Source organism: Nitrincola tapanii (assembly GCF_008368715.1).
Taxonomy (GTDB): domain Bacteria; phylum Pseudomonadota; class Gammaproteobacteria; order Pseudomonadales; family Balneatricaceae; genus Nitrincola; species Nitrincola tapanii.
In genome coordinates this window covers 24710-49085 of the sequence record NZ_SMRS01000003.1, presented here as the reverse complement: position 1 = coordinate 49085, position 24376 = coordinate 24710, and the positions used below count along the sequence as shown (strand labels likewise).

The following is a 24376-nucleotide window of genomic DNA, read 5'->3' as shown; positions in this document are numbered from 1 at the left end:
AATACTAGTCAGCCTGTAACGTCGTTAATCGACTTAACAACGCCTCTAGATAGCTGGCCGAACGCTTCTTGTCAGCTTGCTGCCAGATATTTACGAGCAGACTGATTTCTCGTCGAATCTCTTTCTCCTGAGAAAAAGTCTCTAGTAGCGACTGGATATGCTGTAAACACATCTCGTAATCCTGTTCGATCCGAGTCTGTACAAACAACAACTCCGCTACGAGATATTCAGAATCCACTCTAGTCTGTGAGTGCTCAGGAGATACAACACTGAGATTCTCCAAAATTGAAAGCGTTTGAATCAACGCTGCAAATTCATAATGAAACTCAATCAGTAAATCATCGCTTAAATCCAATGTTTGCTGCTTTGCCTTCCGCTCAATCTCACTCGCCAGTCTACTTAAGCGAAGGGCCCCTAGATTAGAACTCGTCTGTTTGATCTCTTGGGCCTGTAAGCAAACTTTCTGAAGATCATTGTTCTTTAAAAAATCTTCCAGCTCAAAAAGACGCTCATAATAGGCTTTATAAAAAAGATGCAAGTGAAGAAAGTACATCTCCAAGCTACCATCTAGCCTTAAAAGTGCCGCATCAATATCAAGCTGTGTATTCAAGCTCTGCAAAAATGCCAGCACAAACGAACAATCCCGATCATCCATTTTTCTCAAGTCTTGAATGTCTGAATTCGACTGAGAGAAGATGTCTTTTGAAGAACAGTGGCCAAGCTGAGCATGGATAAGTTGCTCTAGATGACTGGATTCTAGCTTATGCATAGTGCGTCACTCCTACTGCGTGACAGAGATTACATGAACGTTTGAGCAAATATTTTGTACTACCTACATATTTAGTGTAACCGAAAAAAAGAAAAATACGGAAAATATCGAATAAGAATAAATGATACATTGCGCAATGAAAAAGTTTTTCCTTATGGATAGAGAGGCGCCTGATGTGAATTGCCGAAAAAGCAACAAACTTCAGGCCACTATAACAGCCTAATCATTTCGGCCTGCTAACCTCCCACTACTTAGGATGACCGCTTCTATGGACTTACTGCTTAAAGCGATTAACGAGTTCATGTAACTGGTTTGAGACCTGCTGTGATTGACGAATACTTTCTGCACTTTCTTCTGTGCGTGTCAGACTGCGCTCTGCTAATTCAGCAATATCCTTAACCTGTCGGTTCACCTCTTCGGACACTAATGCCTGCTCTTCAACGGCCGCCGCCATTTGCTCTGACATCGCTGAAATCTGATTAACCGCTTCGGTAATCTCCCGTAGCATATTTTCTGATTCCATCACGCGCTGCAGCCCTATCTCTGCATCGGCCGCTCCCTCGGTCGCGACGGCAACGGATGAGTTGGCTTGTACTGTTAAATTTTCTACGATTTGCCGAATATTCTGCGCCGATACACGTGTATTACCTGCCAACAAACGAACCTCATCAGCGACGACGGAAAAACCACGTCCATGATCGCCGGCTCGTGCCGCCTCTATGGCTGCGTTTAAGGCCAAAAGGTTTGTCTGCTCAGAAATATCTTCGATTGACTGAGCTGCCTGTGCTATGACCAAAGTCTGCTCCGACAATCTTTGTACCGCTTCTCCAATTTGCGAAACTCTATTGCGTAATTGGGCGATCGAATCACAGGTCACCTGAGCGATGACCTCTCCTTTCCCTGCGAGATTACGAGAGAACTCAGCTTGACTCGCTGTTTTCTGTACATTGTGCGAGATTTCATGAATCGCCAAAGACATTTCATGCATAGCCGTGGCCACCAATTCAGTTTGTCGGCTCTGTGTCATGATTTCTTCACGCGCCACTTCTGAAAGTTGAAGACCCGTTTTAGCCTGTGCAGCCACCTGACCCGAAGCATCTTGAATTCGTGTTAAGACAGCATCTAGGTGAGCACGTAAACTCATCACTCCTACCATGATATTGCCGGTCATTCCTTGCTGATTCGTATAGGTATCAGCCGCCAACGGATGCATAAAAACGCCTTGTAACTCGCGCTTTATCAGCTTTAAATCCTTAATATGTTGTAGGTACTGAATACCTCCAAAAAAAAGCAGCGCAAAAATCAACCACAGACTACTGGCTAAAGGTGTCATCCAATACCCTAAACCTAGTGCTGGTAATATTAATATAAGAGCCATGCCCAACTGAATGAGATGACGCGGAATATAAAATGGACGGCGTTTACGATTGATCCGAGCATAAAGCTTTTCCGCACGTTCAACATCTATCCGAGAAGGCCAGGAGCGTACCGATTCATAACCAATAACTTCACCTTTTTCCGTGATAGGCGTTACATAAGCACTGACCCAGTAATAGTCACCATTTTTACAGCGATTTTTAACCAAACCCATCCAAGGCCGTACGGACTTTAGATGATTCCACATCACCTCAAAAGCTTCTTCAGGCATGTCCGGATGGCGCACTATATTATGATTATGATCAATAAGCTCCTCACGTGAATAGCCACTAATACGTTGAAATGCATCATTGCAGTGTGTTATTACACCTTTCAGATCAGTGGCTGAAATCAACTTTTCGCTTGGATCAAAACTCTGCTCATTTTGAGTTACGGGTCCATTATTTTTCATAGATTCAACCTCTGAATACAATCAGACATCCCTTTTCTATACTTTCATCCTATTTTTAATACCAAATTATACTTTTAGCCAAGTAAGATTAAGATCGTAATCATAAATACCTTAGCTTTTGTTATTTACGAATTCCAAGCACCTCACATGCACTTTCACAGTCCTGAAAAATCCTAGGTAATGCGTCTACTAACTCAGACAAAGGTAAAAAACTTTCATCCCAATGCGAAGAAATAACCTCCTCTTGAATCTTCTGATGTAGTTCCCGAGAACTCATTTTAGACCAGCCTGATTCCGTTGCTAAATAAAAGCTTAATGCATCGGAAAACTGAATAATAAGTAATAAATCTGCTAAATCTTTTGGCACTTTCGGATGACGTACGACCTCATGCTGGTGGTGATAGCGTACGATATTGCTAATCAATTTTGGTAAGTGCATTTTTTTACAGGCCATCTGACCTACGATAGTATGTGTGAATCCTAGACTTTTTTGTTCAACCTCTATCAGCTCTTCTGATCCCCCCCAACCCCTTACCTCAGTTTTTTTCAAAGCTTCAGGTGCTATCTGTAACATTACAAATCGTCCAATATCATGCAGAAGCCCGGCCATATAAGCAGTTTCAGGTTTTACATGAGGGAAACAAGACCTGCGTGCCATGAAACTAGAGATTTGAGCAACCTCTAAGGAGTGGCGCCAGATATTACGTTGCTCTTCCTTACTAGGTAGAAATACACGCGCAACCGAGATCGCCATTAAAATCTGCAAAATAGTATGTGAACCCACCCTGGCTAAGGCTGTTTCAATACTGTCTACAGCTCCTTTTCCTATATACGCAGCTGAATTCGCATGACCTAGGATCAAACTTGCCAAGGGAGGATCCTTCTTAGCTAAGCGGATCATGTCTTCATAAAACGTCTCGCCTTCTGGGTCTGATTTCATTAACTCAAACACAACACCAGGTAAGAGAGGTAGCTGCTCTAACTGCTCCTGAATAAACTCCAATGTCAAAAGTTGAGATGCGGCCTTGTGCATTAGACGCTCCTTGAGCACTCCCTTAGGTGAGACTCTTTTGATTAGCACCGCCCGAAGATAGGTCAGCACATAATTAGAACATATCAAATTTTCGGAAAATTCAGAAACTAATGCCTACGCATTTTTGATGCAGATCAAAGATCGTATCTATTGGCTAAGTAAGCAGATTCAGGCCTGCAAAGCCGCGCCTTGCATCAATTGAACGGATTCATCGCAAGTTAACGAACAATCATCGATCAAGGGAGAAAAGCCTGTTTCAGACTAGGAGAAAAAATCAGTGCCGCGGAGTCCACGCAGCACTGAATAGGATGAGAAAGACTTAAGCCTCGCTTGCCTCTTCACCTTGCAGCAAGATTTGGAACTCTTTTTCCCAGCGCTTGGCTTCTTTTTTAGATGCACCACCAACCTGATCCAAGGCATAACGCACACGCGCACGGCTCATATCCGGCCCCAGTATCTGCATGGCATCCACCACCGAGACACTTTGCGCGGTCCCTGCAATCGCCACAAACAACGGAAAAAGGAAGTCGCGGATTTTGTAACCCATCCCTTCGGCCAACTGCTTAAATCCTGCAAACAGCGTATCCTTATGCCAGTCACGCTGCTGATCCAGATACCAGGAAGCAAATTGTAAGATGCGCTTCACATCCTCTGGCGTTAGCGTTTTATGTTCAAAACTATTCGGCTGCACCGGCATCATGCCTGCAAGGAAAAAACCTGCTAAAGGCGCGACATCAGAGAACTTCTCTACGCGCTGCTGAATCAAAGGCAGAATCTGCATCAGATACTCAGGATTTAATGCCCACTGACAATAAGCCGCCGCAAAAGCCTCGGCATCGAGATTCTCACGTATCCAAACACCATTCAACCAACTCAGTTTCTCTTGATCAAAAACTGGCCCCCCGAGAGAGACACGCTGCAGATCAAAATTCTCAAACATCTCGGCGCGCGTAAACTTCTCACGCTCATCAGGCATCGACCAGCCCATACGCCCCAGATAATTCAGCAGAGCTTCTGGCAGGTACCCCATACGCTGGTAATAAAGAATACTGGTCGGATTTTTACGCTTAGAAAGCTTGGATTTATCTGGATTACGCAGTAAAGGCATATGGCACAACTGCGGCATTTGCCAGCCAAAATACTGATACAATAGCTTGTGCTTGGGTGCTGAGTTGATCCACTCTTCGCCACGAATAACATGCGTGATCTGCATCAAATGATCATCAACAACATTAGCAAGATGATAGGTGGGCATACCATCGGATTTCAGCAGAATTTGTGCATCCACCTGCCCCCAGTCCATTTCAATCGGGCCACGCAATAGATCATCGATGACGCAGACACCCTCTTCAGGTACCCGCATACGCACCACATATGGCATACCCTGGGCCATACGATGCTCTACTTCAGCCGCAGGCAGTTCGAGGTCGCTCTGTTTTAGTGCAGTGTGCTGACCGGAGGCTTTACGTGTTTCTCGTAACGCATCCAACTCTTCCGGGGTGCGGAAACATAAAAAAGCATGCCCTTCCTCAACCAGGCGCATGGCAAAATCTTTGTACATATCCTTACGTTCGCTCTGGCGATAAGGCCCGTGCGGCCCGCCTACATCAGGCCCCTCATCCCACTCCAGGCCCAACCAACGCAGAGAGTCCAAAATCGCCTGCTCAGATTCCGGTGTACTACGCGTTTGATCGGTATCTTCGATACGCAGGATAAACTGGCCGCCATGTTGACGAGCAAATGCCAAATTAAACAAGGCAATATAGGCTGTACCTACATGAGGGTCGCCTGTTGGCGAAGGGGCAACGCGAGTCCGGACGGTCATGCTTTTCTCACTTAAACTAATACTGAACAAAGGCGATAGTATAGCGGTAGAGCGGCACAGAAAGCAGAGGTTCTTATCAGGAAAAACCCGTCAAAAACAAAAATGCACATTAATTGAGCACACGCAAAATGTATCGCACATATTTAGTGCAAAAATACCCGTATGCAATAGGCTTAACTCGTACAAACATCTATTAACTGTATGTTTTATATGAACATATGAAGAATGGCACGATAGATGCTTTATTTAAGTCAGATGATTCAAGAGCATTCCAATTGATTGTTTTTGAACTCACGATTTTTCGCACTCGAGGGGCACTGCGAGACCGCCGCATTGGTAACAATGCGGCGTTTTTTTATCTCTGGACCTAGGTATACTGCATTTTTAGGTTGGAGATACGCAGCAATGGACTCCCTAACAGAATTACAACGCTACTTAGAACGCCATCATGGTGGTAACGGCGCCCTAGCCGCAGAACGCACCTTTGCGAGTCATCAGCGCAACCATGATGATGTCTTCATGGCCTTTTGGGCACGACACAGCAATCTGCAGCCCAATCAGTCCCAACAAATTGCCGATCTTGGCTGTGGCCCTGGGTTATTTCTTAAAGATCTAAGTAATGCCCATCCTAGCTGGCAACTCACCGGTATCGAGTGCGCACCTTATATGCTTGAGCGCATTGAAACACTCCCCAAGAATATTCAAGTGCGCATTGCCGATCTGAATGCCCCTGCACGTGAACTATTTAGCGATGCCACACTGGATCTAGCCTTAGCCAACCGGTTAGTCCACGAACTGCACCAACCCATTACACTCTTCTGTCAGCTGCGCCACTGGTTGAAACCTGGCGGGCGCTTACTTCTAGTCGATATGGTGCGCCAGCCCATCAAAAACTATCTGAGCCATGAATTGAAAGGCCAAGCTCTGCGAGATCTGGATCTTTCCCCGGCACAACTGCACGACTTATTCCAACACTTTCTGGAACACAATCGTTACACCTCGGAAGACCTCTGTGATCTTTTAACCCTCTGTGGTTTTGAGATTTTAGAGGTTGAAGCGATTCGCAGTGGTCGTGCCGTGCAAATTGCAGCACGCAATCCCAACTCAGAGTAAGTGGACTTAAACTTGTTATGCTGGATCTTATTTCCAAATTAAATCTCAAATATCCGATCATCCAAGCCCCTATGGCCGGCGTTCAGGACAGCCGTTTAGCCCTGGCTGTCAGCCAAGCCGGCGGGTTAGGTTCTATTCCCTGTGCCATGCTAAGTTTGGAGCAATTAAGCCAAACCTTGCAAAGCTTACAAGCCTATCCCGAGCTGGCCTTTAATTTGAATTTTTTCTGCCACACACCCCCTCCAGATCAACAGCATGAGGAGCTCCGTTGGCAAGAGCGCTTACAACCCTATTATCAAGAGTTGGGTATTCAAATCCCAATCTCTAATAGTGGCCCACAACGCCAACCCTTTAATGCCCAGATGTTGGAATGCTTACTGACCGCCCCCCCCAAGGTAGTCAGCTTTCATTTCGGCTTACCCGATCAAGATCTACTTAAGCCTTTAAAGGCAGCCGGCTGCTTCATTTTTTCCAGTGCTACGACGCTAGAGGAAGGCTTATGGTTAGAGGCTCAAGGAGTGGATGCGGTGATCGCACAGGGCCTGGAAGCCGGCGGGCATCGTGGCATGTTCTTGAGTGATGATCTCACTCTGCAGCAAGGGCTTTTTACCCTGCTACCCCAACTGGTTGCGCACCTAAACTGCCCCGTCATTGCTGCAGGCGGGATTGCGAGCCCTGCTGCCGTCAGCGCCACTCTGATGCTAGGGGCCAGTGCCGCTCAAATAGGCACCAGTTATCTACTTTGTCCAGAAGCGGCGACATCTGAGATACATCGTCAGGCCCTCACCTCACCTGCGGCGCAGCATACAGCATTCACGAATCTGTTTAGTGGCCGCCCAGCCCGAGGCATTATGAATCGACTGATGCGAGAGTTAGGCCCAATGAGTTCAGAAGTTCCGGCTTTCCCTCTGGCCAGTGCGGCGCTGCAACCTCTGCGTAGCGCTGCTGAAGCCCAAGGCTCAGGTGATTTTTCGCCCCTTTGGGCTGGGCAGAATACTCAAGGTTGTCGTCCGATTTCAGCTCAGGCACTGACGCTCTGGCTAGCGGACGCTCATAGAGAGATGATATAGATCAAATAGAAATAATATTATTCCACTTTTGAATTCATATGTTAGATTAGAGATCCATCATATAAATCTCTCCTCATCCCTAATCATGACAACGCTGAACAAATGGCTTAAATAAAGAGGCTGACATGGACATTAAAGAGCTGGAACCTGGATTTAGTATTTGCCACGCAATCTATCCTCAAGACCTTGAGGAAGTTAAAGCACGCGGTTTTCAATCGATTATTTGTAATCGTATGCCTGGAGAAGCTGAGGATCATGCCGATACCCAGGGCTTACGTCTTGCCGCCGAAGAGCTTGGATTGGAGTGGGTTGAAGTGCCCGTAGTACCGGGCGAGTATACACCGGAAGCGGTTGAAACCTTTGGTCGTGCTATTGAACGCCTACCCAAACCCATTTTGGGTTTTTGCCGTACGGGTCGTCGAGCTGTTTCTCTGTGGATTCACGCCCAATTACAGCAAAAATCCTGCGATTTAGGTGAGCTGTTACAAGCAGCGCATGCAGCCGGTCATGACTTAACTGAACAAAAAGACGCTTTTTTATCGAAATAACACTTCTTTCTCTGACTAGGTTTTGCTCTGCGCAAAGCTAGTCAGAGCACCTCAAGTCATCCTCCCCTTTGAACCCTTATGATATAGTGGCACGTTGAACTCAATGAACTGATGAGAGATTGGCAGCATCCATGTCAAACCCGCTTCCTAATCGACGCTTCTGCGTTGCCCCTATGATGGATTGGACCGACCCTTTTTGCCGTTATTTCCATCGCCTTATGTCTAAGCACACTTGGCTATACACGGAAATGGTCACCACTGGGGCGCTCATTCACGGTGATCGTGACCGCTTTTTACGCTTTGATCCCGCTGAGCACCCAGTTGCCTTACAACTAGGAGGAAGTGATCCTAAAGAACTCGCACGCTGCGCACGTATGGCTGAAGACTACGGATACGATGAAGTGAATCTAAATGTCGGCTGTCCAAGTGATCGTGTTCAGAACAATATGATCGGCGCCTGTTTAATGGCCCATCCAACGCGTGTCGCCGAGTGCATGGATGCCATGCAGCAGAAGACTCAACTTCCGGTCACCATCAAGCATCGCTTAGGCATAGATGATCTGGACTCGCAAGAACGACTCCTCGAGTTTGTTGACACTATCCAGGCGCAAGGTTGTCGCACCTTTATTATTCACGCACGCAAAGCGATTCTGAAAGGCCTCAGCCCGAAAGAAAACCGTGATATCCCTCCCTTGCAATATGAGCGTGTGTATGCGATTAAACAGGCTTTTCCAGAGCTGGAAGTTATCATCAACGGTGGTATCAAAACGCTAGAAGAATCGGCCGAACACTTGCAACAGGTCGATGGCGTCATGATTGGGCGTGAGGCCTACCAAAACCCTTACCCCTTGCTCTCTGAAGTCGATCAACGCCTGTATGGCGATAACTCCCCTATTTTGAGCCGTATTGAAGTGGCTGAGGCTTTTTTACCTTTTTTACAGCAACAGCTTGCCAAGAGTATCCCGCTTTATGCCGTCACCAAACATCTACTCGGCCTTTTCCACGGACAACGTGGTGGCAAACAGTTCCGTCGCCACCTCAGTGAAAATGGCCATGCAAAAGAAGCCGGTTTACAGGTTTTTCTCGACGCATTAAGTTATGTGCGTCCTTCTCCTATCACTCAGGATTGAGTCCAATGAATCAACTTGAACAACTGAAGCAGATGACCCAGGTGGTCGCCGACACAGGTGATATTGCCGCCATTGCCCAATTCTGCCCCGTCGATGCCACTACCAATCCCTCCCTGATTTTAAAAGCCAGCGAAGACCCAAAATATGCCTATCTGCTGCAAGATGCTAAACACTGGGCACGCGCTCAGGGGGGTACGCATCGCGACTATCTGAGCAATCTCACCGATCGCTTAGCCGTCCAGATCGGACATGAAATTCTGAAACTCATTCCAGGGCGTATCTCAACCGAAGTGGATGCACGTTTATCATTTAATACCCAAGCCACGCTTGAAAAAGCACGCCGTCTCATTCATCTGTATGAAGAGATGGGCATCAGCCGTGATCGTGTGTTAATCAAGATTGCATCGACTTGGGAAGGAATTGCTGCGGCACGTCAGCTTGAAAAAGAAAAAATTCAGTGCAATCTCACCCTACTTTTTGGCTTTAGCCAAGCACAGGCCTGTGCCGATGCTGGTGCATTCCTGATCTCGCCCTTTGTTGGCCGCATTCTGGACTGGTATAAAAAAGCACAGCCTGAAATGGATTTCACGGGTGATCAAGATCCAGGTGTCGCTTCCGTGACGCGCATCTACAACTACTACAAGCAAAATGGCTACTCCACCATTGTGATGGGCGCCAGCTTCCGTAATCTCGACGAGATTCGTTGTTTAGCAGGCTGTGATCGCCTCACCATCAGCCCAGCGCTCATGCAAGAGCTTGCTTTAAGCACAGATCCCCTAGAGCAGCGCTTAAGTGCAGCAAGTGCTCAGTCTAATGAGCCAGCCGTAGGGCCGAGTGAGTCAGAATTCCGCTGGGCCTTAAATGAAGATGCCATGGCCACGGAAAAACTAGCCGAGGGCATACGCAACTTCGCACGTGATCAAGAAAAGCTGGAAAGGCTACTGAGTGCAGAGTGAAGGACGTTAGAGAGGTGCACTTAGGTGCACTTCTCTAAGGTCTCAATCAAATCACGAAAAGCAGAACGATTACTTTCGTTCAGATCAATCAACACCTTATGTGCTTGAATAATACGCAGGCGCATCTCATTTTCAGATTCTTGCACAAAGGGGACTTCCTGCAGATCTTTTAAGCTGGTCGGGAGGAAGTCCAACAACAGAAATACCCGATCAAACCCCATCGCCAGCAGTATCTGCGTGATATCTGGATTGGTCGACACCAATGTGGGTTTGGGCATACCACGTTCAGCACACTTAATGGCCAGCTTCGCCACTAGGCCCAACGATGTACTGTCAATATTCTGCGTCTCGGTCAAGTCCACCAGAGTATCCTGAATATCTTCACGTGCAAGGAAATATTCAAGATGCTTATCTATCGTTGAACATAGGGTCAAACGTACGTCGCCCATGAACTTCAGAACATAATGCCCATCTTGGCAGGCATAAAAAATCTCACCATCACTCATGTTCAGGCTCTAGATACTGTCATAATCGCGACATCATCTGGATACACACCCTGTTTTTGTGTCAGTTGTGTAATCAATGCAGAGGATGATAAAAAACCTTGGTTGAGGCTCGCCAAAAGTCTCGCCTCTTTTTCGGCCAAACTGGCTTGGCCCATCACTTCTAAAATACCATCGGAGAAGAGCGTTAACCTAAAGCGCTCTGGCAAATCCACTTGCCGCTCTTCAAAAACGGGCGTTTCAAATAACCCGACAGGCATACCACGCCCTTCCAAAAACTGACTCTGAGTATCCGTACTGAAGACCGGCATCGGATGATGTCCTCCCACGGCATAGATCAGCGTATTCGCTTGGGTATCGATCAACCCCACAAACATGGTCAAGTGTTTACCTAACCCCGTCAGCAGCACTTCCTGATTAATGCGGCTAAGCGTAGACAAAGGTGAGAGAATGTCAAAGCTGGAGTGACGTTTGTAATTGCGCAGCAAACGATATGTCATATTTTTGAGCAGCACCGTGACCAGAGCCGAAGAAGCGCCATGGCCGGACACATCCGCTAAATAAAACATCACTTGATGCTCATTCAGCTCAATCGCATCGACAAAATCACCACTGAGCAGCAAGGAAGGTGTCAGAGTATATTCAAAGCGCAGTTGATTGATTAGCTGCTCACGCGGCGGCAGAAGATTCTGTTGCACCTGTTGCGCGGCATGGTGATCGGCACGCAACTCATCGAGGCTGCGCTCCAGAGATTCACGCAGCAAGCGCGCTTCTTCGATGTGCAAAGCACGACGCAGTTGACGCTTCATCGCATCAACAAAACTCTGCGCATAAGGGCCTTGCAGCTCACTCTGCAGAAACACGTCGTCAGCACCGGCACGTAACACCGCCAGCAATGCCTCGGCCGTCACGGCCTCTGAACGATCATCCAAAAGCGCCACCACTGGCTTTGGATTCAGATGCGCACTGACCTGATCCATAAAGGTAATCTCAAGGTCGGCTAGATCTAACAGCGCTAAAGAGAAATTGGTATGCTCAAGCAGCGATAAGGCTTCGGGAGCATGACGAGCAATCAATATACGGATATTGGCCTGCTCACATTGCTCACACAGTTCAAAGATGCGGTCAGTGGTTTCAGTCGAAGCACTGACCAACAAGACGCTATGCAGGAACTGATTCATAAATCAGCTAGCCTCATGGTGTCGTGATGCACGAATCATCCTGCTTAGCCTTGAATCTAGACGTCAATACAAGAATCAGAAGTTGGTTTCGTCGAATTGAACGTCTACCTGACCATCACGAACAAGGAACTCGCGGCGTTGCAGGTAAGCATCACGAATAAAAATATAGCGATCACCTGACACAATACGTTCAGCTTTCAATAACTGTGAACGCGTATCCACCAGGCGTAGTGCCATTAAGGAGTTACGTGTTGCACGATCATCCACATATTTAACAGGATCCAGATAAAAATCTGGGAACATGCCGGCAGTATCACGTACGGTACTTGGCCCGAACAGGGGTAAAACTAGGTAAGGACCGGAATTCACGCCCCAGTAACCCAGTGTCTGCCCGAAATCTTCATTATGTTTCGGAATACCCATTGGGCTGGCGACATCAATCAAACCGGCCAGACCAAACGTTGTGTTGAAGGTAATGCGTGCAAAGTCTTGAAAAGCGTTATCGACCTTGCCCTGCAACACATTGTTAAACAAGGTGCGAACATCACGCAGGTTTTCAAAGAAGTTGTTTACACCCGTTTGCGCCAGTTCAGGAGTAACAAATTGATAACCCTTAGTAATCGGCTTAATGGCAGCACGATCTAGGGTATCGTTGAAGGTAAACATTGCACGGTTAAAACCCTCCCAGGGGTCACGATCATCCTGTGCGTGAACGCTGGTCGCTGCACAAGTCAGAGCCAGAGTCGAAACAAAAGCGAACTTCTTTAGAGTGACTTTAAGCATTAGGGTTCCCTTAATCATCCCATGTTGGGCGGTAATTTGGCTTATTGTAGACATTGATGCGCTGCGAATAAAGCTCAGCCCCGCTATAATTGCCGAAAACTGATTAGACTTGAAAAGATGCGTCGTCGTAACCGCCAAAATCCTGCGCCCTTTCGCTGCCAAGCCTTCACCCTAGCACAGCGCCAGAATGGCATGAAAGTCACCACCGATGCTTGCTTGTTTGCTGCCTGGGTTCCACTCGGCCAAGCTCAGCGTATTTTAGATCTAGGCACAGGCACCGGTCTCATTGCCCTGTTTGCCGCACAACGCTGTTCAGCACAAATCGATGCTCTCGAAATCGATGCACAAAGCCTTGCCGAGGCTCAAGATAACTTCTTATCTAGCCCCTGGGCCGATCGTATTCATGCCATTCATGCTGACCTACGTGACTTTGCTCAGCACGGTTCAACCGATTACGATCTCATCCTCTGCAACCCACCGTTTTTTCAGCACTCCACAGCTAATCCATGCAGCAAAAAAGCCCTAGCGCGTCACAATCACGCTCTCTCCAGCCTTGAGTTGATGCAAGCCTGTAAACGCTTGTTGAAACCTCAAGGGGTTTTGTGGCTATTGATCTCCTGCGCAAGCTTTCCAGCCTTTCAAGCCTGTGCACAAGCGCTTGGATTTCATCGCGGTCAACGATTAAGCCTGAGCACCTCAGCCCAAACACCCGCTCATCGCTATTTTGTGGAATGGCGACTCGAACCTTGCAACGAAAGTGAAGCCGAATTGCAGATCTACACCGAGCACCCACGCCACAGTCCTGAAGCCCGCGCCCTGCTCCAAGATTTTTATTTACAGGTTCACTAAAGCGCAATTCTAGTTAGATCTAACACCCTATCCGCCTTCATTTGCACCCCACCATTGAAACTTTATTTTCAATATGTCTTGAAATGAATCGAAAGTTTCATATTATACACCTAGACCTCAGACTCCCCATCGACCAGAAGAGAGAGCCATGACTGCGCTACGAGAAAGAATTCGCCAAGAATATGAAGCCCTGACGGCTAGCGAGCGGCGCATTGCGGCTTTTCTCATAGATCATCTAGAGGATTTGACCAGCTACAACTCCGTTGAGATTAGCCAACTCTGCCAGACTTCAAAAGCCACTGTCAGTCGTTTGATTAAACGCTTGGGATACAGCAACTTTAGAGCGATGCGCGATGCGATGCGCCAACTGCGTCAACAAGGCGTTCCCCTGGCCAACCGCCAAGTCACCCACACCTCAGGTTTAATTCAACGACACTTTGAACAGGAAAAAGAGAACCTCGCACTTTGGCAGCAAGCTTTACCCGCACATCATCTGCATGTACTCACCGAACATCTCAGCCGTGCCCGACAGATCGGCGTCATGGGTTTACGCAATAGCTATCCACTGGCTTTACATCTGCGCCAGCAGTTACAACAAGTGCGTGGCCAGGTCCATCTCCTACCCCAGCCCGGACAAACGCTTGCTGAGGAGTTCTTGAATTATTCTCCAGACGATCTGTTGATCGTCTTCGGGTTTCACCGTCGTCCCTCACTCTTTCCTAAACTGATTCAGGCCATCCAAAAACAAGAAATCCCCTGGGCACTCTGCACCGAAACCGGCACCCAATTGGCGCGCTTTAAGCCAGATTATCTGATCGAACTGCCTCTGGACTCAGTGTCCGCTTTTGACAGTTACGCCTTGCCCATGAGCTTGATCAGCTTATTGGCCAATCAACTTTTGCATCAGAATTTGGAATCTGGGCGTGCACGTATCCATGACAGCAACGCCCTGTTTGATCTCACCGATGAACTTGATTTAAGTCTTTAACAGGAAATTTCTATGAGTACCTTATCCCATCCTTATCACTCGTCTTTAAACCTTGCCGATGCGCGCCTTGGCAGCCGTGTCATTCATGTCAGTGACGATTTTTTTGCTGATGCCAATCGCATGCTGCAAGCGCACGAACCCGAATGGAAAGAAGGGGTATTTGACGATCATGGCAAATGGATGGATGGCTGGGAAAGTCGACGCAAACGCCATGAGGGCCATGATTTTGCCGTGATCCGCTTAGGCGTTCCCGGTTATCTGCAAGGTGTCGATATCGACACTCGTTACTTCACCGGCAACTACCCGCCCTCCGCTTCACTCGAAGCCTGCTACTGCGCTGAGGGCGACCCCGACTCCGAAACACACTGGCATACGCTCCTGCCTGCTGTGAACCTGAAGGGCAACCAACACCATTGGCATGATCTATTGCTGACCGACCAGCCCTGGACACATCTGCGCTTAAATATTTACCCGGATGGAGGCATTGCACGCCTGCGAGTGTATGGGCGCGTGTATCGTGATTGGAGCGCTCACTCGACAGAGGAAACTCTAGATCTTGCTTCTGCACTTCAGGGAGGCCGCGCCCTTAGCTGCTCTGACCAACACTTTGGCCAGATGAGCAACCTCATTAACCCAGGACGTGCGCTGAATATGGGCGATGGCTGGGAAACGGCACGGCGTCGCAGTCCTGGTTATGATTGGGTAGTGCTCGCCCTAGGGCATCCAGGTGAAATTTCTGAAATCATCGTCGACACCCTACACTTTAAGGGCAACTACCCAGACAGCTGCTCCATTCAGGCCGCCTATGTTCAAGGCGGTACCGACGAGCAGATCGCCACTCAAAGCCTGTTTTGGCGTGAGCTGTTACCTTCACAGAAATTGGAGATGCATCAAGAACATCATTTTAGCGCCTCAGATCTAAATCCTTTAGGGCCCATCTCTCATGTGCGCTTAAACATCTTTCCCGACGGGGGCGTCAGCCGCTTACGCCTGTTTGGACGCGTCAAACGCCTGAATTAAATAAGGACGTCATCATGCAACTGCCCATCACACCGCTGACCCAGGAAAACTTTGCCCCCTTTGGGGATCTCATCGATTGGCGGCAAGCTGAACATTTTCTGATCAATGCCGGAACGACTCAGCGTTTTCACTGTCTGGCCGAAGTAAACACCGGTGCCGAAGATGGGCGAGCAATTATCAGTATCTTTCGTAAACCCCAAGCCGATTCACTCCCCCTACGCGTGACGCTCTTGGAGCGTCACCCGCAGGGGTCACAGGCGTTTATTCCGTTAAATGCCCAACCTTTTTTCATCCTTGTGGCACCGGCAACAGAAGGCTCCAAGCCCGATCTGCATCAGCTCAAGCTTTTTTTGAGTGATGGTCAACAAGGCGTGAATTATGCTGCCGGGGTATGGCATCATCCTCTGATCGCGCTTCAAGATGGTGACTGCTTTCTGGTAGTCGATCGTCAGGGCGATTTAGCGAATTGTGATGAATACACTCTGGAGGCGCATCTGGAATTGTGGATTCCGGCTCTGTCTGCTTCAACAGACACTCTTTGCGTGCACGACTCCAACGCTTGATTTCTGCTTCACGCCGAGTCGCCAAGGCACGATTGGGCTGAGGCTCTGACCAAACCAGACTGACCGGACGGCGGCTACGTGTGTAACGTGCCGCCAAACGCTCCGAGTGGTTGTGCTCCTCTAGGCGCCGCGTCAGATCCCGAGTAATCCCTGTATACAGGGTTTGATCGGCACAACGCAAAAGATAAACAAACCATCCCACCGAGGCTTAGTCCTCAGTACGCTGAGTTTCAGCGTCCAGTGCCGATTCGCCAAACCAAGCCAGTTGTGGCTGCAAGGCGACCACCTCACCCACGATAATGATGGCGGGAGCAGGCAGCTGCGCCTGCGCCTGTTTTTGCACGATATCGGCAAGTGTTCCCGTCAACACCCTCTGCTGTGGTGAGGTGCCTTGAGCAACGATCGCGATCGGCGTGTCCTGAGGCTTACCCTGCTCGAGCAAACCTGTCACCAGCATCTCTAGGGTATGCAACCCCATATAAAAAACGATCGTTTGATTGGGCTGAACCAGCTCAGCAAAATTCAAATCACTGGTGCGATTTTTCAGCTGGCCGGTGACAAACTTAACTGATTGCGCATAATTTCGATGGGTCAGAGGAATGCCACCATAGGTTGAGCAGGCGCTGGCTGCGGTAATCCCCGGCACTACTTGAAACGGAATCCCAGCGGCCTTCAGCTGCTCCAACTCTTCGCCGCCGCGACCAAAGATAAAAGGATCGCCCCCTTTTAAGCGCACCACACGCCGACCGGCACGTGCATGCTCGATCAGAAGCTGATTAATATCCTGCTGAGGCACCGCATGTTGATCACGCTTTTTACCCACGTAGATCAGATCCGCATCGCGACGGCACAGCTCCAACACCTCGTCTGAAACCAAACGATCATAGAGGACAACATCCGCCTGCTGCATCAATCTCAGAGCTTTAAAGGTTAAGAGTTCTGGATCACCTGGCCCAGCGCCGACCAGATAGACCTCACCGACCTGACTGTCGGCATTGCCTTCTGCGATCTGCTGTCGCAATAAAGCTTCAGCTAAAGCATCCTGGCCCGCAAACACCTTTTCCGCCACTTGGCCGTTGAGTACTTTCTCCCAAAATACACGCCGTTCATTCACCGAAGCAAAACGCGCTTTAACTTCATCACGCAAGCGACCAACGAGCTGACCCAAACGGGCAAAACTAACAGGAATCTGACTTTCCAGTTTTGAACGCAGGATGCGCGCCAATACCGGAGACTGCCCCCCTGAACTGATCCCGATCACAATCGGCGATCGGTCGACGATGGCCGGAAAAATAAACGTACATAAAGGCGGGTTATCGACTACATTCACCGGAATATTGCGCTCCACCGCATCAAAGTGCACGCGTGCATTCAGGCTCTCATCATCCGTCGCCGCAATGACCAGAGCCTGGCCTTCGAGCAAAGCAGGATGATACTGGCCTAGAATCACTTCTCCTTGATGCAGATCGAGCAGCTCACGTAATTCAGGCAATACCGCCTGTGAAATCACCGTGATACGTGCGCCCGCTCTGAGCAATAGTCGCGCTTTACGCAACGCCACTTCACCGCCGCCGACGAGCAAGATAGAGCGTTGTTTCAGATCAAAAAATAGCGGCAGATACTCCATCGCTCAGCATCCTGTAACAAAAAAGAGGGTCGATAGATGAAGTATAGTGCTTAGTTAGACTTCAGAGGAATCACTGAAGAAGCGGCATGTAGGCCACATTCACGATTTTCCGGGTTTTCCCACCACCAACGTCCGGCACGTACATCCTCACCCACCGTAATGGCACGCGTACAGGGCGCACAACCGATGCTCGGGTAATGACGGTCATGTAGTGCATTATAAGGCACCTGGAAATGACGAATAAAACTCCACACCTCCGCTTCACTCCAATCCGCTAGAGGATTGAGTTTTTGTAAACCTTGGCTGGCATCCCATTCGCTAAACTCAACCGCATCACGTGTCACAGATTGCTCACGACGCAAGCCGGTTATCCAAGCTTGCTGCCCCGTTAGTGCACGCTTTAATGGCTCAAGCTTACGCACCTGACAGCAAGCCTTGCGCAGTGCTTGTGAACGATAAAAAGGATTAATCCCCTCAGCCCGTACAAAAGCCTCCAACTCAGTCGCCTCTGGGTAATACACCTGAACCTGCAAAGAGGGATACTGCTGCTGTACTTGTTCCAGCAAACTCAGGGTTTCTTCTGGTAAACGCCCGGTATCCAAAACAAACATCGGCAACTCAGGTACCACCTCCGCGATCAGATGGGTCAACACCACATCTTCCGCGCCTAAGCTGTTGGCAAATACCACCTGCTGAGGGTAGCTCTGCCAAGTACTGCGTAAGCGCTGCTTAACCGCCTCAATTTTTTCCAATAGGGTGCTCGATAACGCTTCACTCATGCTTGTTGGCCTCCATCAGATTCGGCTCAGGCTTCTTGGCGATAAATGGGACGTGGATCATCCGCAGCGCCCTGATAATGCACTTGGATCTGCTCAAATGCCGCTAAGGCTTGAAGCGGATCTCGCCCTTCCGGCAGGACAAAAGCATTAAACCCACAGCGCTCTAGGTAAGCCAAACGATCTTGTCCAACATCGCCGGCCGCACGCAACTCACCCTGATATCCCGCTCGACGCAACAGACGCGCCAGACTGAAACCTCGGCCATCACGGAAAACTTCAAAACAGATCTCAATCAAACTCAACCTGTCTAACCAAGGCGTTAAATCTTCCAGCGTGGTATCCGCCGTAATCGACACCCCTAACTCCAGCTTCGCTGGACAACGAGCCGCCCATGTGGGCCAATCCGTACCAGAGATTAAGGCTTTTGTCTCCGGCCAGCTTAGACTTTCCCCTTCCACACTTTGCAGTCGCGTCCAAGGATCCACATTCTGCAACTGGCGATTAATGATCAGCGGCATACACCTTCTCCTTAAACGGGGTCAGACCCACACGACGGACACATTCCAAGAAACTTTCTTCTGGCTGGCGTAGTTCAACATAGGTATTCAAAATCACACGCAACACCCGAGGCACCTCATCGGCGGCAACTGAGCGCCCTAAAACCTTGCCCAGAGAAGCATCTTCACGCGCGGAACCGCCCAGCGTGATTTGATACCAATCTTCGCCCTTTTTATCGACACCCAGAATACCGATATGACCGACATGGTGATGACCGCAGGCATTAATACAACCGGACATATTGAGCTGAATATCCCCCAGATCATAGAGATAATCCAGATCTTCAAACTCCGCATTAATGGCATCGGCAATATTCAAGGTTTTGGCATTGGCCAGTGCGCAGAAGTCAAAGCCAGGACAGACAATCATGTCGGTGAGGGTATTGATATTAGCGCGCGCTAAATTATGTTCGCTCAAAGTCTGCCAGACCTGGTAAAGATCCGCTTGGCGTACATCCGCGAGTAACAGATTCTGATCATGAGTCGAGCGTATTTCAGCGAAGCTGTAGGCTTCAGCCAGATCCGCCACAACCTCCATCTGCAGCGCAGTGATATCGCCCGGAGCGCCTAACTGAGGCTTGAGGGAAACCATCACACAACGATAACCCGGCACCTTATGGGCACGGGTATTGCGCTCATACCAAATCTTAAAGGCTTCATCTTCAGCCAGATGCTGCGCCAGGCGGGTGTCCTCAGCCGCGTCAGCGGCATATGCAAAAGGAGTGAAGTGAGCTTTCACACGCTCAACTTCCGCGTGTGTCAATTTCAGCTCGGTATCACGCGTGAACTGCCATTCGGCCTCCACTAACTCACGAAAGGCCTCAATCCCCAAGGACTCAACCAGAATTTTGATACGCGCTTTATATTTGTTATCACGACGCCCTTTAAGGTTATAGACACGCAGGATCGCATCCAGATAAGACAAGAGATCCAGCGCCGGTAAAAACTCACGAATCACCTTACCTATCACTGGAGTGCGACCTAACCCCCCCCCCACTAAAACCTCGAAGCCCAATTCGCCTGCCGCATTTTTAACCAGATGCAATCCTATATCATGCACCTGACTGGCCGCGCGATCCTGCTGACTGCCGGTCACGGCAATCTTGAATTTACGCGGCAGATAGGCAAACTCCGGGTGCAGGGTTGACCACTGACGGATAATTTCACACCAAGGGCGTGGATCTTCTATTTCACCTTCGATGACACCTGCAAAATGATCCGTCGTGGTATTGCGAATACAGTTCCCCGAGGTTTGAATCGCATGCATCTGCACTTCGGCCAACTCAGCCAGAATATCAGGCACCTCTTCCAACTTCGGCCAGTTAAATTGCAGATTGGTGCGTGTGGTGAAGTGGCCGTAACCCTGATCGTAGGTCCGGGCAATGTGCGCAAGCTTGCGCATCTGTTGGGCCGACGTCAGACCATACGGGATGGCGACACGCAGCATCGGTGCTTGGCGCTGGATATACAGGCCGTTCATCAAACGTAGCGCAAGAAACTCATCCGCTGAAAGCTCACCGGCGAGATAGCGACGGGTCTGATCCCGGAACTCCTCTACACGTTCGTTGACGATCTGCTGATCGACCTGAGTGTACTGATACATATCTGGATGCTTCCTGTTTAGCCTGTGGCATAAAGAATAGGTGGCAGAAGAAATGCGCGCAGTCTACCGCGCTTCACATATAACTTAAAATAATAATTAAGCATTTTGTTATTTCATATGAGACTAAAAACTTTCATTTGACACAGGCTGGCGTCAAGCAGGATCTGAAAAACATCTTATATTTCTTATTGGAATATAAAAATTCATATATATTCTTTTTTATTTTATAAGCCATCCACCATAATCACGCCGCACACTGGATAAGACGCTTTGAGGCATTACTCAACGCCTCTCCAGTCAACCCAGACACCTACGCCGAAGAATCAGCTGAATTTAAGAGTGGAATCATGACCAGCCTGTCTGAACAGCGACTTACGCACCTAAAACAATTGGAAGCCGAAAGTATTCACATTATCCGTGAAGTGGCCGCCGAATTTGATAATCCGGTCATGCTTTACTCCATCGGCAAAGACTCCTCGGTGATGCTGCATTTAGCGCGCAAAGCCTTCTACCCTGGCCGCCCGCCCTTTCCTTTATTACACGTGGACACCACCTGGAAGTTCCGTGAGATGATCCGCTTCCGTGATGAGATGGCCAAAACTGCCGGCATGGATCTGATTGTGCATATCAATCCAGAAGGCGTGGCCATGAACATCAGCCCGTTTGAGCATGGTTCCAAAAAACATACGGACATCATGAAAACTCAGGGGCTGAAACAGGCCTTAAACCAATACAAATTTGATGCAGCTTTTGGCGGTGCACGTCGCGATGAAGAAAAGTCTCGGGCTAAGGAGCGCGTCTTCTCTTTCCGCGATAAGAACCATCGTTGGGATCCCAAAAACCAGCGCCCCGAACTCTGGAATCTGTTCAACACCCGTGTTGATCCCGGTGAAAGCATCCGCGTCTTCCCGCTATCGAATTGGACGGAACTGGATATCTGGCAATACATCTGGCTAGAAAAGATCGACATCGTGCCGCTTTATTACTCGGCCGTACGTCCAGTCGTGGAACGCGACGGCATGCTGATTATGGTCGATGACGAACGCATGCCTTTAGCGCCGAATGAAACCCCGATGATGAAATCAGTCCGTTTTCGCACCCTCGGCTGCTATCCGCTGACCGGCGCCATTGAGTCTGAAGCGGATAGCCTAGAAGAGATTATTCAGGAAATGCTACTGGCCACCACTTCTGAGCGCCAGGGCCGCGCCATCGATCACGATAGCGCAGGCTCCATGGAACAAAAGAAGATGGAAGGTTATTTCTAACGTCGAGCGCCAGAGAGGTTTATTCACATGAGTCACCAAAGCGAACTGATTGCCAGCGATATCCGCGCTTATTTGCATCAACAAGAAAATAAAGAACTGCTGCGCCTGCTCACCTGCGGCAGTGTCGATGACGGTAAATCCACCCTGATTGGTCGTCTTCTGCACGACTCCAAAATGATTTATGAAGATCAGCTGGCCGCGATCACGCGTGACAGCAAAAAAGTCGGCACCACCGGCGATGAAGTCGATCTCGCCCTATTGGTGGATGGTCTTCAAGCTGAGCGTGAGCAGGGTATTACCATCGATGTCGCCTATCGTTATTTCTCCACCGATAAACGTAAATTTATTATTGCCGACACCCCAGGTCATGAGCAGTACACGCGCAATATGGCGACGGGCGCGTCCACCTGTGATCTGGCCATTATTTTGATTGATGCGCGCCATGGTGTGCAGGTGCAAACGCGTCGCCATAGTTTTATTGTCTCTTTGCTTGGCATCCGCCATGTCATTGTGGCCATTAATAAGATGGATCTGGTCGACTTCAGCGAAGCACGTTTTAATGCGATCAAAAACGACTACTTAGCTTTTGCACAATCTTTAGATCTGCCCGATATCCATTTTGCTCCGATCTCGGCGCTGGCCGGTGACAACGTGGTCAATGCCTCTGAGCGTATGCCTTGGTATAGCGGCGCCCCCCTGCTGCGTCAACTGGAAGAGATCCGACTTGCGGAAGATCAAAACTTTGAGGTGATGCGTTTCCCTGTTCAGTATGTGAACCGCCCGAATCTCAACTTCCGTGGCTACTGCGGCACCCTCAGCTCGGGCGAAGTGCACGTCGGTGATGCCATCACCGTTTTGCCCTCAGGGAAACAAAGTCGCATTAAATCTATTGTGACCTGGGAAGGTGAGCTGACAAAAGCTTTTGCGCCGATGGCCATTACGCTAACGCTGGAAGATGAAATTGATATCTCCAGAGGTGATCTGTTGGTACACAGCCATCAATTGCCCAAGGTGAGCCATGAACTGCAAGCGCACCTCGTCTGGATGGATGAAACCCCGCTGAATCCAGCACGCGAATATGAAATTAAAATTGCCAGCCGCCGCCAGACCGGACGTGTTAGCCGTATTCATCACCGAATTGATGTCAACACACTCGCACAAACGCCTGCGCCGCGCTTAGAGCTCAATGAGATTGCGCGTGTCAGTCTCACACTGGAAACGCCGGTCGTGGCCGATGACTACCGTCAACTCCCCGGCACAGGGGCATTTATTCTGGTGGATCGCTTAACCCACCGCACCGTCGCGGCCGGCATGGTGCTGGCGGAAGAGAAGCAGAGCCAAGCCTTTGAGTGGGTCAATCACTCGGTGATTCAATCACAAGATTGGACGCAACGCCTCGGCCAGAAAGGGCAATGCTTAAGCCTACAGGGGGGGCATGAAGATGAGCGTTTGCGTGTCCTTTTCAGCTTGGAAAAAGCTCTGTTTGAAGCGGGCTATTTACCGCTAGTGCTCAGTCAAACCACCTGCCCCCAGAGCCTAGATCAAGCTCAGGCCTGGATCGAATGGCTGGTTTCTAAGGGGCAATGGATTCTCACCGACCTGGCTCTAGAAGGGGAAAATGTACGTACCTTGAACCTTGCGGAGAGCAGAGTGGAGTTGCAGGAACTGGTCACAGAGCTGCTGCAACAAATACAGTAATCCGTTAGTATAGGGCATCCGTTTATAACTCTAGGTTATCAATACAGCGTCTCGTGTTTGACAAGGGGCAACAGGCTTCGCCATGACAGACTTTATGCTTATTTTGATCAGTACCGTTCTGGTCAACAATTTTGTTCTCGTCCAGTTCCTAGGACTCTGCCCATTCATGGGCGTGTCGAACAAACTGGAGACAGCAATGGGCATGTCCTTGGCGACCACCTTTGTCCTGACACTGGCGTCTGTTTGCAGCTACCTGGTGTATCGTTATCTATTGGTGCCCTTTGAGATCGTCTATCTACGCACCCTAGCTTTTATTCTGGTAATTGCTGTAGTTGTGCAGTTCACCGAAATGGTGGTGCACAAAACCAGCCCTCTGCTCTATAAACTGTTGGGGATTTTTCTACCCTTAATCACCACCAACTGTGCTGTTTTAGGGGTGGCGCTGCTTAATATTCAGAAACAAAACAACTTCATTGAATCCATTGCTTATGGCTTTGGTGCTGCAGCGGGCTTCTCTCTAGCGCTCGTGCTCTTCTCGGCACTGCGTGAACGTGTCGCCGTGGCCGATGTGCCTGTGGCTTTTCGCGGTGCAGCCATCGGCATGGTTACCGCAGGGTTGATGTCATTAGCCTTTATGGGCTTTACCGGCCTGGTTAAGTTTTAACACTACTGTGCAGGAATGACTGTG

Annotated in this window: 23 protein-coding genes and 1 pseudogene; 12 read left to right on the top strand and 12 right to left on the bottom strand. The window is 49.2% G+C overall.

Annotated features, from left to right (window positions below):
• Positions 1–4: 4 nt before the first annotated feature.
• From E1H14_RS04620 to gltX, 4 genes are all read right to left on the bottom strand, one after another.
• Positions 5–769: an Hpt domain-containing protein gene (locus E1H14_RS04620; protein WP_149390294.1), complete on the bottom strand. Its 765-nt coding sequence runs from the start codon at positions 767–769 to the stop codon at positions 5–7.
• A 274-nt stretch (positions 770–1043) separates the two neighbouring features.
• Positions 1044–2597 (bottom strand): methyl-accepting chemotaxis protein, encoded by a 1554-nt coding sequence (locus E1H14_RS04615; RefSeq protein ID WP_149390293.1) that lies wholly within the window; start codon positions 2595–2597, stop codon positions 1044–1046.
• Between the two features lie 121 nt (positions 2598–2718).
• Positions 2719–3630: an HDOD domain-containing protein gene (locus E1H14_RS04610; RefSeq protein WP_149390292.1), complete on the bottom strand. Its 912-nt coding sequence runs from the start codon at positions 3628–3630 to the stop codon at positions 2719–2721.
• Between the two features lie 319 nt (positions 3631–3949).
• Positions 3950–5455 carry a glutamate--tRNA ligase gene (gene gltX, locus E1H14_RS04605; protein WP_149390291.1) on the bottom strand — a complete coding sequence of 502 codons (1506 nt, stop codon included), beginning with the start codon at positions 5453–5455 and terminating at the stop codon, positions 3950–3952.
• Positions 5456–5860: 405 nt separating this feature from the next.
• Here gltX and E1H14_RS04600 point away from each other — a divergent pair, with 405 nt between their 5' ends.
• The 5 genes from E1H14_RS04600 to tal all read left to right on the top strand — a co-directional run bounded on the left by E1H14_RS04600 (position 5861) and on the right by tal (position 10272).
• On the top strand, positions 5861–6568 hold the full coding sequence (locus E1H14_RS04600) for a class I SAM-dependent methyltransferase (RefSeq protein ID WP_160142023.1): 708 nt from the start codon (positions 5861–5863) through the stop codon (positions 6566–6568).
• A 17-nt stretch (positions 6569–6585) separates the two neighbouring features.
• On the top strand, positions 6586–7638 hold the full coding sequence (locus E1H14_RS04595; RefSeq protein WP_149390289.1) for an NAD(P)H-dependent flavin oxidoreductase: 1053 nt from the start codon (positions 6586–6588) through the stop codon (positions 7636–7638).
• A 125-nt stretch (positions 7639–7763) separates the two neighbouring features.
• Positions 7764–8186, top strand: a complete 423-nt coding sequence (locus E1H14_RS04590; protein ID WP_149390288.1) for a TIGR01244 family sulfur transferase — start codon at positions 7764–7766, stop codon at positions 8184–8186.
• A gap of 131 nt (positions 8187–8317) precedes the next feature.
• Positions 8318–9316 (top strand): tRNA dihydrouridine(20/20a) synthase DusA, encoded by a 999-nt coding sequence (gene dusA / locus E1H14_RS04585; protein WP_149390287.1) that lies wholly within the window; start codon positions 8318–8320, stop codon positions 9314–9316.
• 5 nt (positions 9317–9321) lie between these two features.
• The gene (gene tal, locus E1H14_RS04580; protein WP_149390286.1) at positions 9322–10272 is read left to right on the top strand and encodes a transaldolase; all 951 of its coding nucleotides are present in this window, start codon (positions 9322–9324) and stop codon (positions 10270–10272) included.
• Positions 10273–10292: 20 nt separating this feature from the next.
• Here tal and E1H14_RS04575 read toward each other — a convergent pair whose 3' ends face one another.
• The 3 genes from E1H14_RS04575 to E1H14_RS04565 all read right to left on the bottom strand — a co-directional run bounded on the left by E1H14_RS04575 (position 10293) and on the right by E1H14_RS04565 (position 12739).
• Positions 10293–10778 carry an STAS domain-containing protein gene (locus E1H14_RS04575; RefSeq protein WP_149390285.1) on the bottom strand — a complete coding sequence of 162 codons (486 nt, stop codon included), beginning with the start codon at positions 10776–10778 and terminating at the stop codon, positions 10293–10295.
• Positions 10779–10780: 2 nt separating this feature from the next.
• Positions 10781–11956, bottom strand: coding sequence for a PP2C family protein-serine/threonine phosphatase (locus E1H14_RS04570; RefSeq protein WP_149390284.1), 1176 nt, complete (start codon positions 11954–11956; stop codon positions 10781–10783).
• 75 nt (positions 11957–12031) lie between these two features.
• On the bottom strand, positions 12032–12739 hold the full coding sequence (locus E1H14_RS04565; RefSeq protein ID WP_149390283.1) for an MlaA family lipoprotein: 708 nt from the start codon (positions 12737–12739) through the stop codon (positions 12032–12034).
• Between the two features lie 117 nt (positions 12740–12856).
• On the opposite strand from E1H14_RS04565, the gene E1H14_RS04560 reads away from it, so the two are divergent.
• The 4 genes from E1H14_RS04560 to E1H14_RS04545 all read left to right on the top strand — a co-directional run bounded on the left by E1H14_RS04560 (position 12857) and on the right by E1H14_RS04545 (position 16159).
• Positions 12857–13588, top strand: coding sequence for a tRNA1(Val) (adenine(37)-N6)-methyltransferase (locus E1H14_RS04560; protein WP_149390282.1), 732 nt, complete (start codon positions 12857–12859; stop codon positions 13586–13588).
• A 148-nt stretch (positions 13589–13736) separates the two neighbouring features.
• Complete coding sequence (locus E1H14_RS04555) at positions 13737–14576, top strand: MurR/RpiR family transcriptional regulator (RefSeq protein ID WP_149390281.1); 840 nt, start codon at positions 13737–13739, stop codon at positions 14574–14576.
• A gap of 12 nt (positions 14577–14588) precedes the next feature.
• The gene (alc, locus tag E1H14_RS04550; RefSeq protein ID WP_149390280.1) at positions 14589–15596 is read left to right on the top strand and encodes an allantoicase; all 1008 of its coding nucleotides are present in this window, start codon (positions 14589–14591) and stop codon (positions 15594–15596) included.
• 14 nt (positions 15597–15610) lie between these two features.
• Positions 15611–16159, top strand: coding sequence for an ureidoglycolate lyase (locus tag E1H14_RS04545; protein ID WP_235017382.1), 549 nt, complete (start codon positions 15611–15613; stop codon positions 16157–16159).
• Between the two features lie 34 nt (positions 16160–16193).
• On the opposite strand, the pseudogene E1H14_RS04540 reads toward E1H14_RS04545, so the two are convergent.
• The 5 genes and pseudogenes from E1H14_RS04540 to E1H14_RS04520 all read right to left on the bottom strand — a co-directional run.
• Positions 16194–16361: pseudogene (locus E1H14_RS04540) on the bottom strand (GIY-YIG nuclease family protein); the annotation flags it as partial.
• 6 nt (positions 16362–16367) lie between these two features.
• Positions 16368–17786: a siroheme synthase CysG gene (gene cysG, locus E1H14_RS04535; RefSeq protein WP_149390279.1), complete on the bottom strand. Its 1419-nt coding sequence runs from the start codon at positions 17784–17786 to the stop codon at positions 16368–16370.
• A gap of 50 nt (positions 17787–17836) precedes the next feature.
• On the bottom strand, positions 17837–18565 hold the full coding sequence (locus tag E1H14_RS04530; RefSeq protein ID WP_149390278.1) for a phosphoadenylyl-sulfate reductase: 729 nt from the start codon (positions 18563–18565) through the stop codon (positions 17837–17839).
• Positions 18566–18591: 26 nt separating this feature from the next.
• Positions 18592–19083, bottom strand: coding sequence for a DUF934 domain-containing protein (locus E1H14_RS04525; RefSeq protein ID WP_149390277.1), 492 nt, complete (start codon positions 19081–19083; stop codon positions 18592–18594).
• Positions 19067–20725, bottom strand: a complete 1659-nt coding sequence (locus E1H14_RS04520; protein ID WP_149390276.1) for a nitrite/sulfite reductase — start codon at positions 20723–20725, stop codon at positions 19067–19069. The genes E1H14_RS04525 and E1H14_RS04520 overlap by 17 nt, the downstream gene beginning before the upstream one ends.
• 347 nt (positions 20726–21072) lie before the next feature.
• On the opposite strand from E1H14_RS04520, the gene cysD reads away from it, so the two are divergent.
• From cysD to rsxA, 3 genes are all read left to right on the top strand, one after another.
• On the top strand, positions 21073–21990 hold the full coding sequence (gene cysD / locus E1H14_RS04515; protein WP_149390275.1) for a sulfate adenylyltransferase subunit CysD: 918 nt from the start codon (positions 21073–21075) through the stop codon (positions 21988–21990).
• A gap of 27 nt (positions 21991–22017) precedes the next feature.
• Complete coding sequence (gene cysN / locus E1H14_RS04510) at positions 22018–23688, top strand: sulfate adenylyltransferase subunit CysN (protein ID WP_149390274.1); 1671 nt, start codon at positions 22018–22020, stop codon at positions 23686–23688.
• An 82-nt stretch (positions 23689–23770) separates the two neighbouring features.
• A complete protein-coding gene (gene rsxA / locus E1H14_RS04505) occupies positions 23771–24352 on the top strand; it encodes an electron transport complex subunit RsxA (RefSeq protein WP_149390273.1) in 582 nt (193 codons plus the stop codon).
• Positions 24353–24376 lie beyond the last annotated feature (24 nt).

Coding starts and splice junctions, on each gene's coding strand:
- E1H14_RS04620 (WP_149390294.1), bottom strand. CDS start 769: ATGCATAAGCTAGAATCCAGTCATCTAGAGCAACTTATCCATGCTCAG.
- E1H14_RS04615 (WP_149390293.1), bottom strand. CDS start 2,597: ATGAAAAATAATGGACCCGTAACTCAAAATGAGCAGAGTTTTGATCCA.
- E1H14_RS04610 (WP_149390292.1), bottom strand. CDS start 3,630: ATGCACAAGGCCGCATCTCAACTTTTGACATTGGAGTTTATTCAGGAG.
- gltX (WP_149390291.1), bottom strand. CDS start 5,455: ATGACCGTCCGGACTCGCGTTGCCCCTTCGCCAACAGGCGACCCTCAT.
- E1H14_RS04600 (WP_160142023.1), top strand. CDS start 5,861: ATGGACTCCCTAACAGAATTACAACGCTACTTAGAACGCCATCATGGT.
- E1H14_RS04595 (WP_149390289.1), top strand. CDS start 6,586: ATGCTGGATCTTATTTCCAAATTAAATCTCAAATATCCGATCATCCAA.
- E1H14_RS04590 (WP_149390288.1), top strand. CDS start 7,764: ATGGACATTAAAGAGCTGGAACCTGGATTTAGTATTTGCCACGCAATC.
- dusA (WP_149390287.1), top strand. CDS start 8,318: ATGTCAAACCCGCTTCCTAATCGACGCTTCTGCGTTGCCCCTATGATG.
- tal (WP_149390286.1), top strand. CDS start 9,322: ATGAATCAACTTGAACAACTGAAGCAGATGACCCAGGTGGTCGCCGAC.
- E1H14_RS04575 (WP_149390285.1), bottom strand. CDS start 10,778: ATGAGTGATGGTGAGATTTTTTATGCCTGCCAAGATGGGCATTATGTT.
- E1H14_RS04570 (WP_149390284.1), bottom strand. CDS start 11,956: ATGAATCAGTTCCTGCATAGCGTCTTGTTGGTCAGTGCTTCGACTGAA.
- E1H14_RS04565 (WP_149390283.1), bottom strand. CDS start 12,739: ATGCTTAAAGTCACTCTAAAGAAGTTCGCTTTTGTTTCGACTCTGGCT.
- E1H14_RS04560 (WP_149390282.1), top strand. CDS start 12,857: ATGCGTCGTCGTAACCGCCAAAATCCTGCGCCCTTTCGCTGCCAAGCC.
- E1H14_RS04555 (WP_149390281.1), top strand. CDS start 13,737: ATGACTGCGCTACGAGAAAGAATTCGCCAAGAATATGAAGCCCTGACG.
- alc (WP_149390280.1), top strand. CDS start 14,589: ATGAGTACCTTATCCCATCCTTATCACTCGTCTTTAAACCTTGCCGAT.
- E1H14_RS04545 (WP_235017382.1), top strand. CDS start 15,611: ATGCAACTGCCCATCACACCGCTGACCCAGGAAAACTTTGCCCCCTTT.
- cysG (WP_149390279.1), bottom strand. CDS start 17,786: ATGGAGTATCTGCCGCTATTTTTTGATCTGAAACAACGCTCTATCTTG.
- E1H14_RS04530 (WP_149390278.1), bottom strand. CDS start 18,565: ATGAGTGAAGCGTTATCGAGCACCCTATTGGAAAAAATTGAGGCGGTT.
- E1H14_RS04525 (WP_149390277.1), bottom strand. CDS start 19,083: ATGCCGCTGATCATTAATCGCCAGTTGCAGAATGTGGATCCTTGGACG.
- E1H14_RS04520 (WP_149390276.1), bottom strand. CDS start 20,725: ATGTATCAGTACACTCAGGTCGATCAGCAGATCGTCAACGAACGTGTA.
- cysD (WP_149390275.1), top strand. CDS start 21,073: ATGACCAGCCTGTCTGAACAGCGACTTACGCACCTAAAACAATTGGAA.
- cysN (WP_149390274.1), top strand. CDS start 22,018: ATGAGTCACCAAAGCGAACTGATTGCCAGCGATATCCGCGCTTATTTG.
- rsxA (WP_149390273.1), top strand. CDS start 23,771: ATGACAGACTTTATGCTTATTTTGATCAGTACCGTTCTGGTCAACAAT.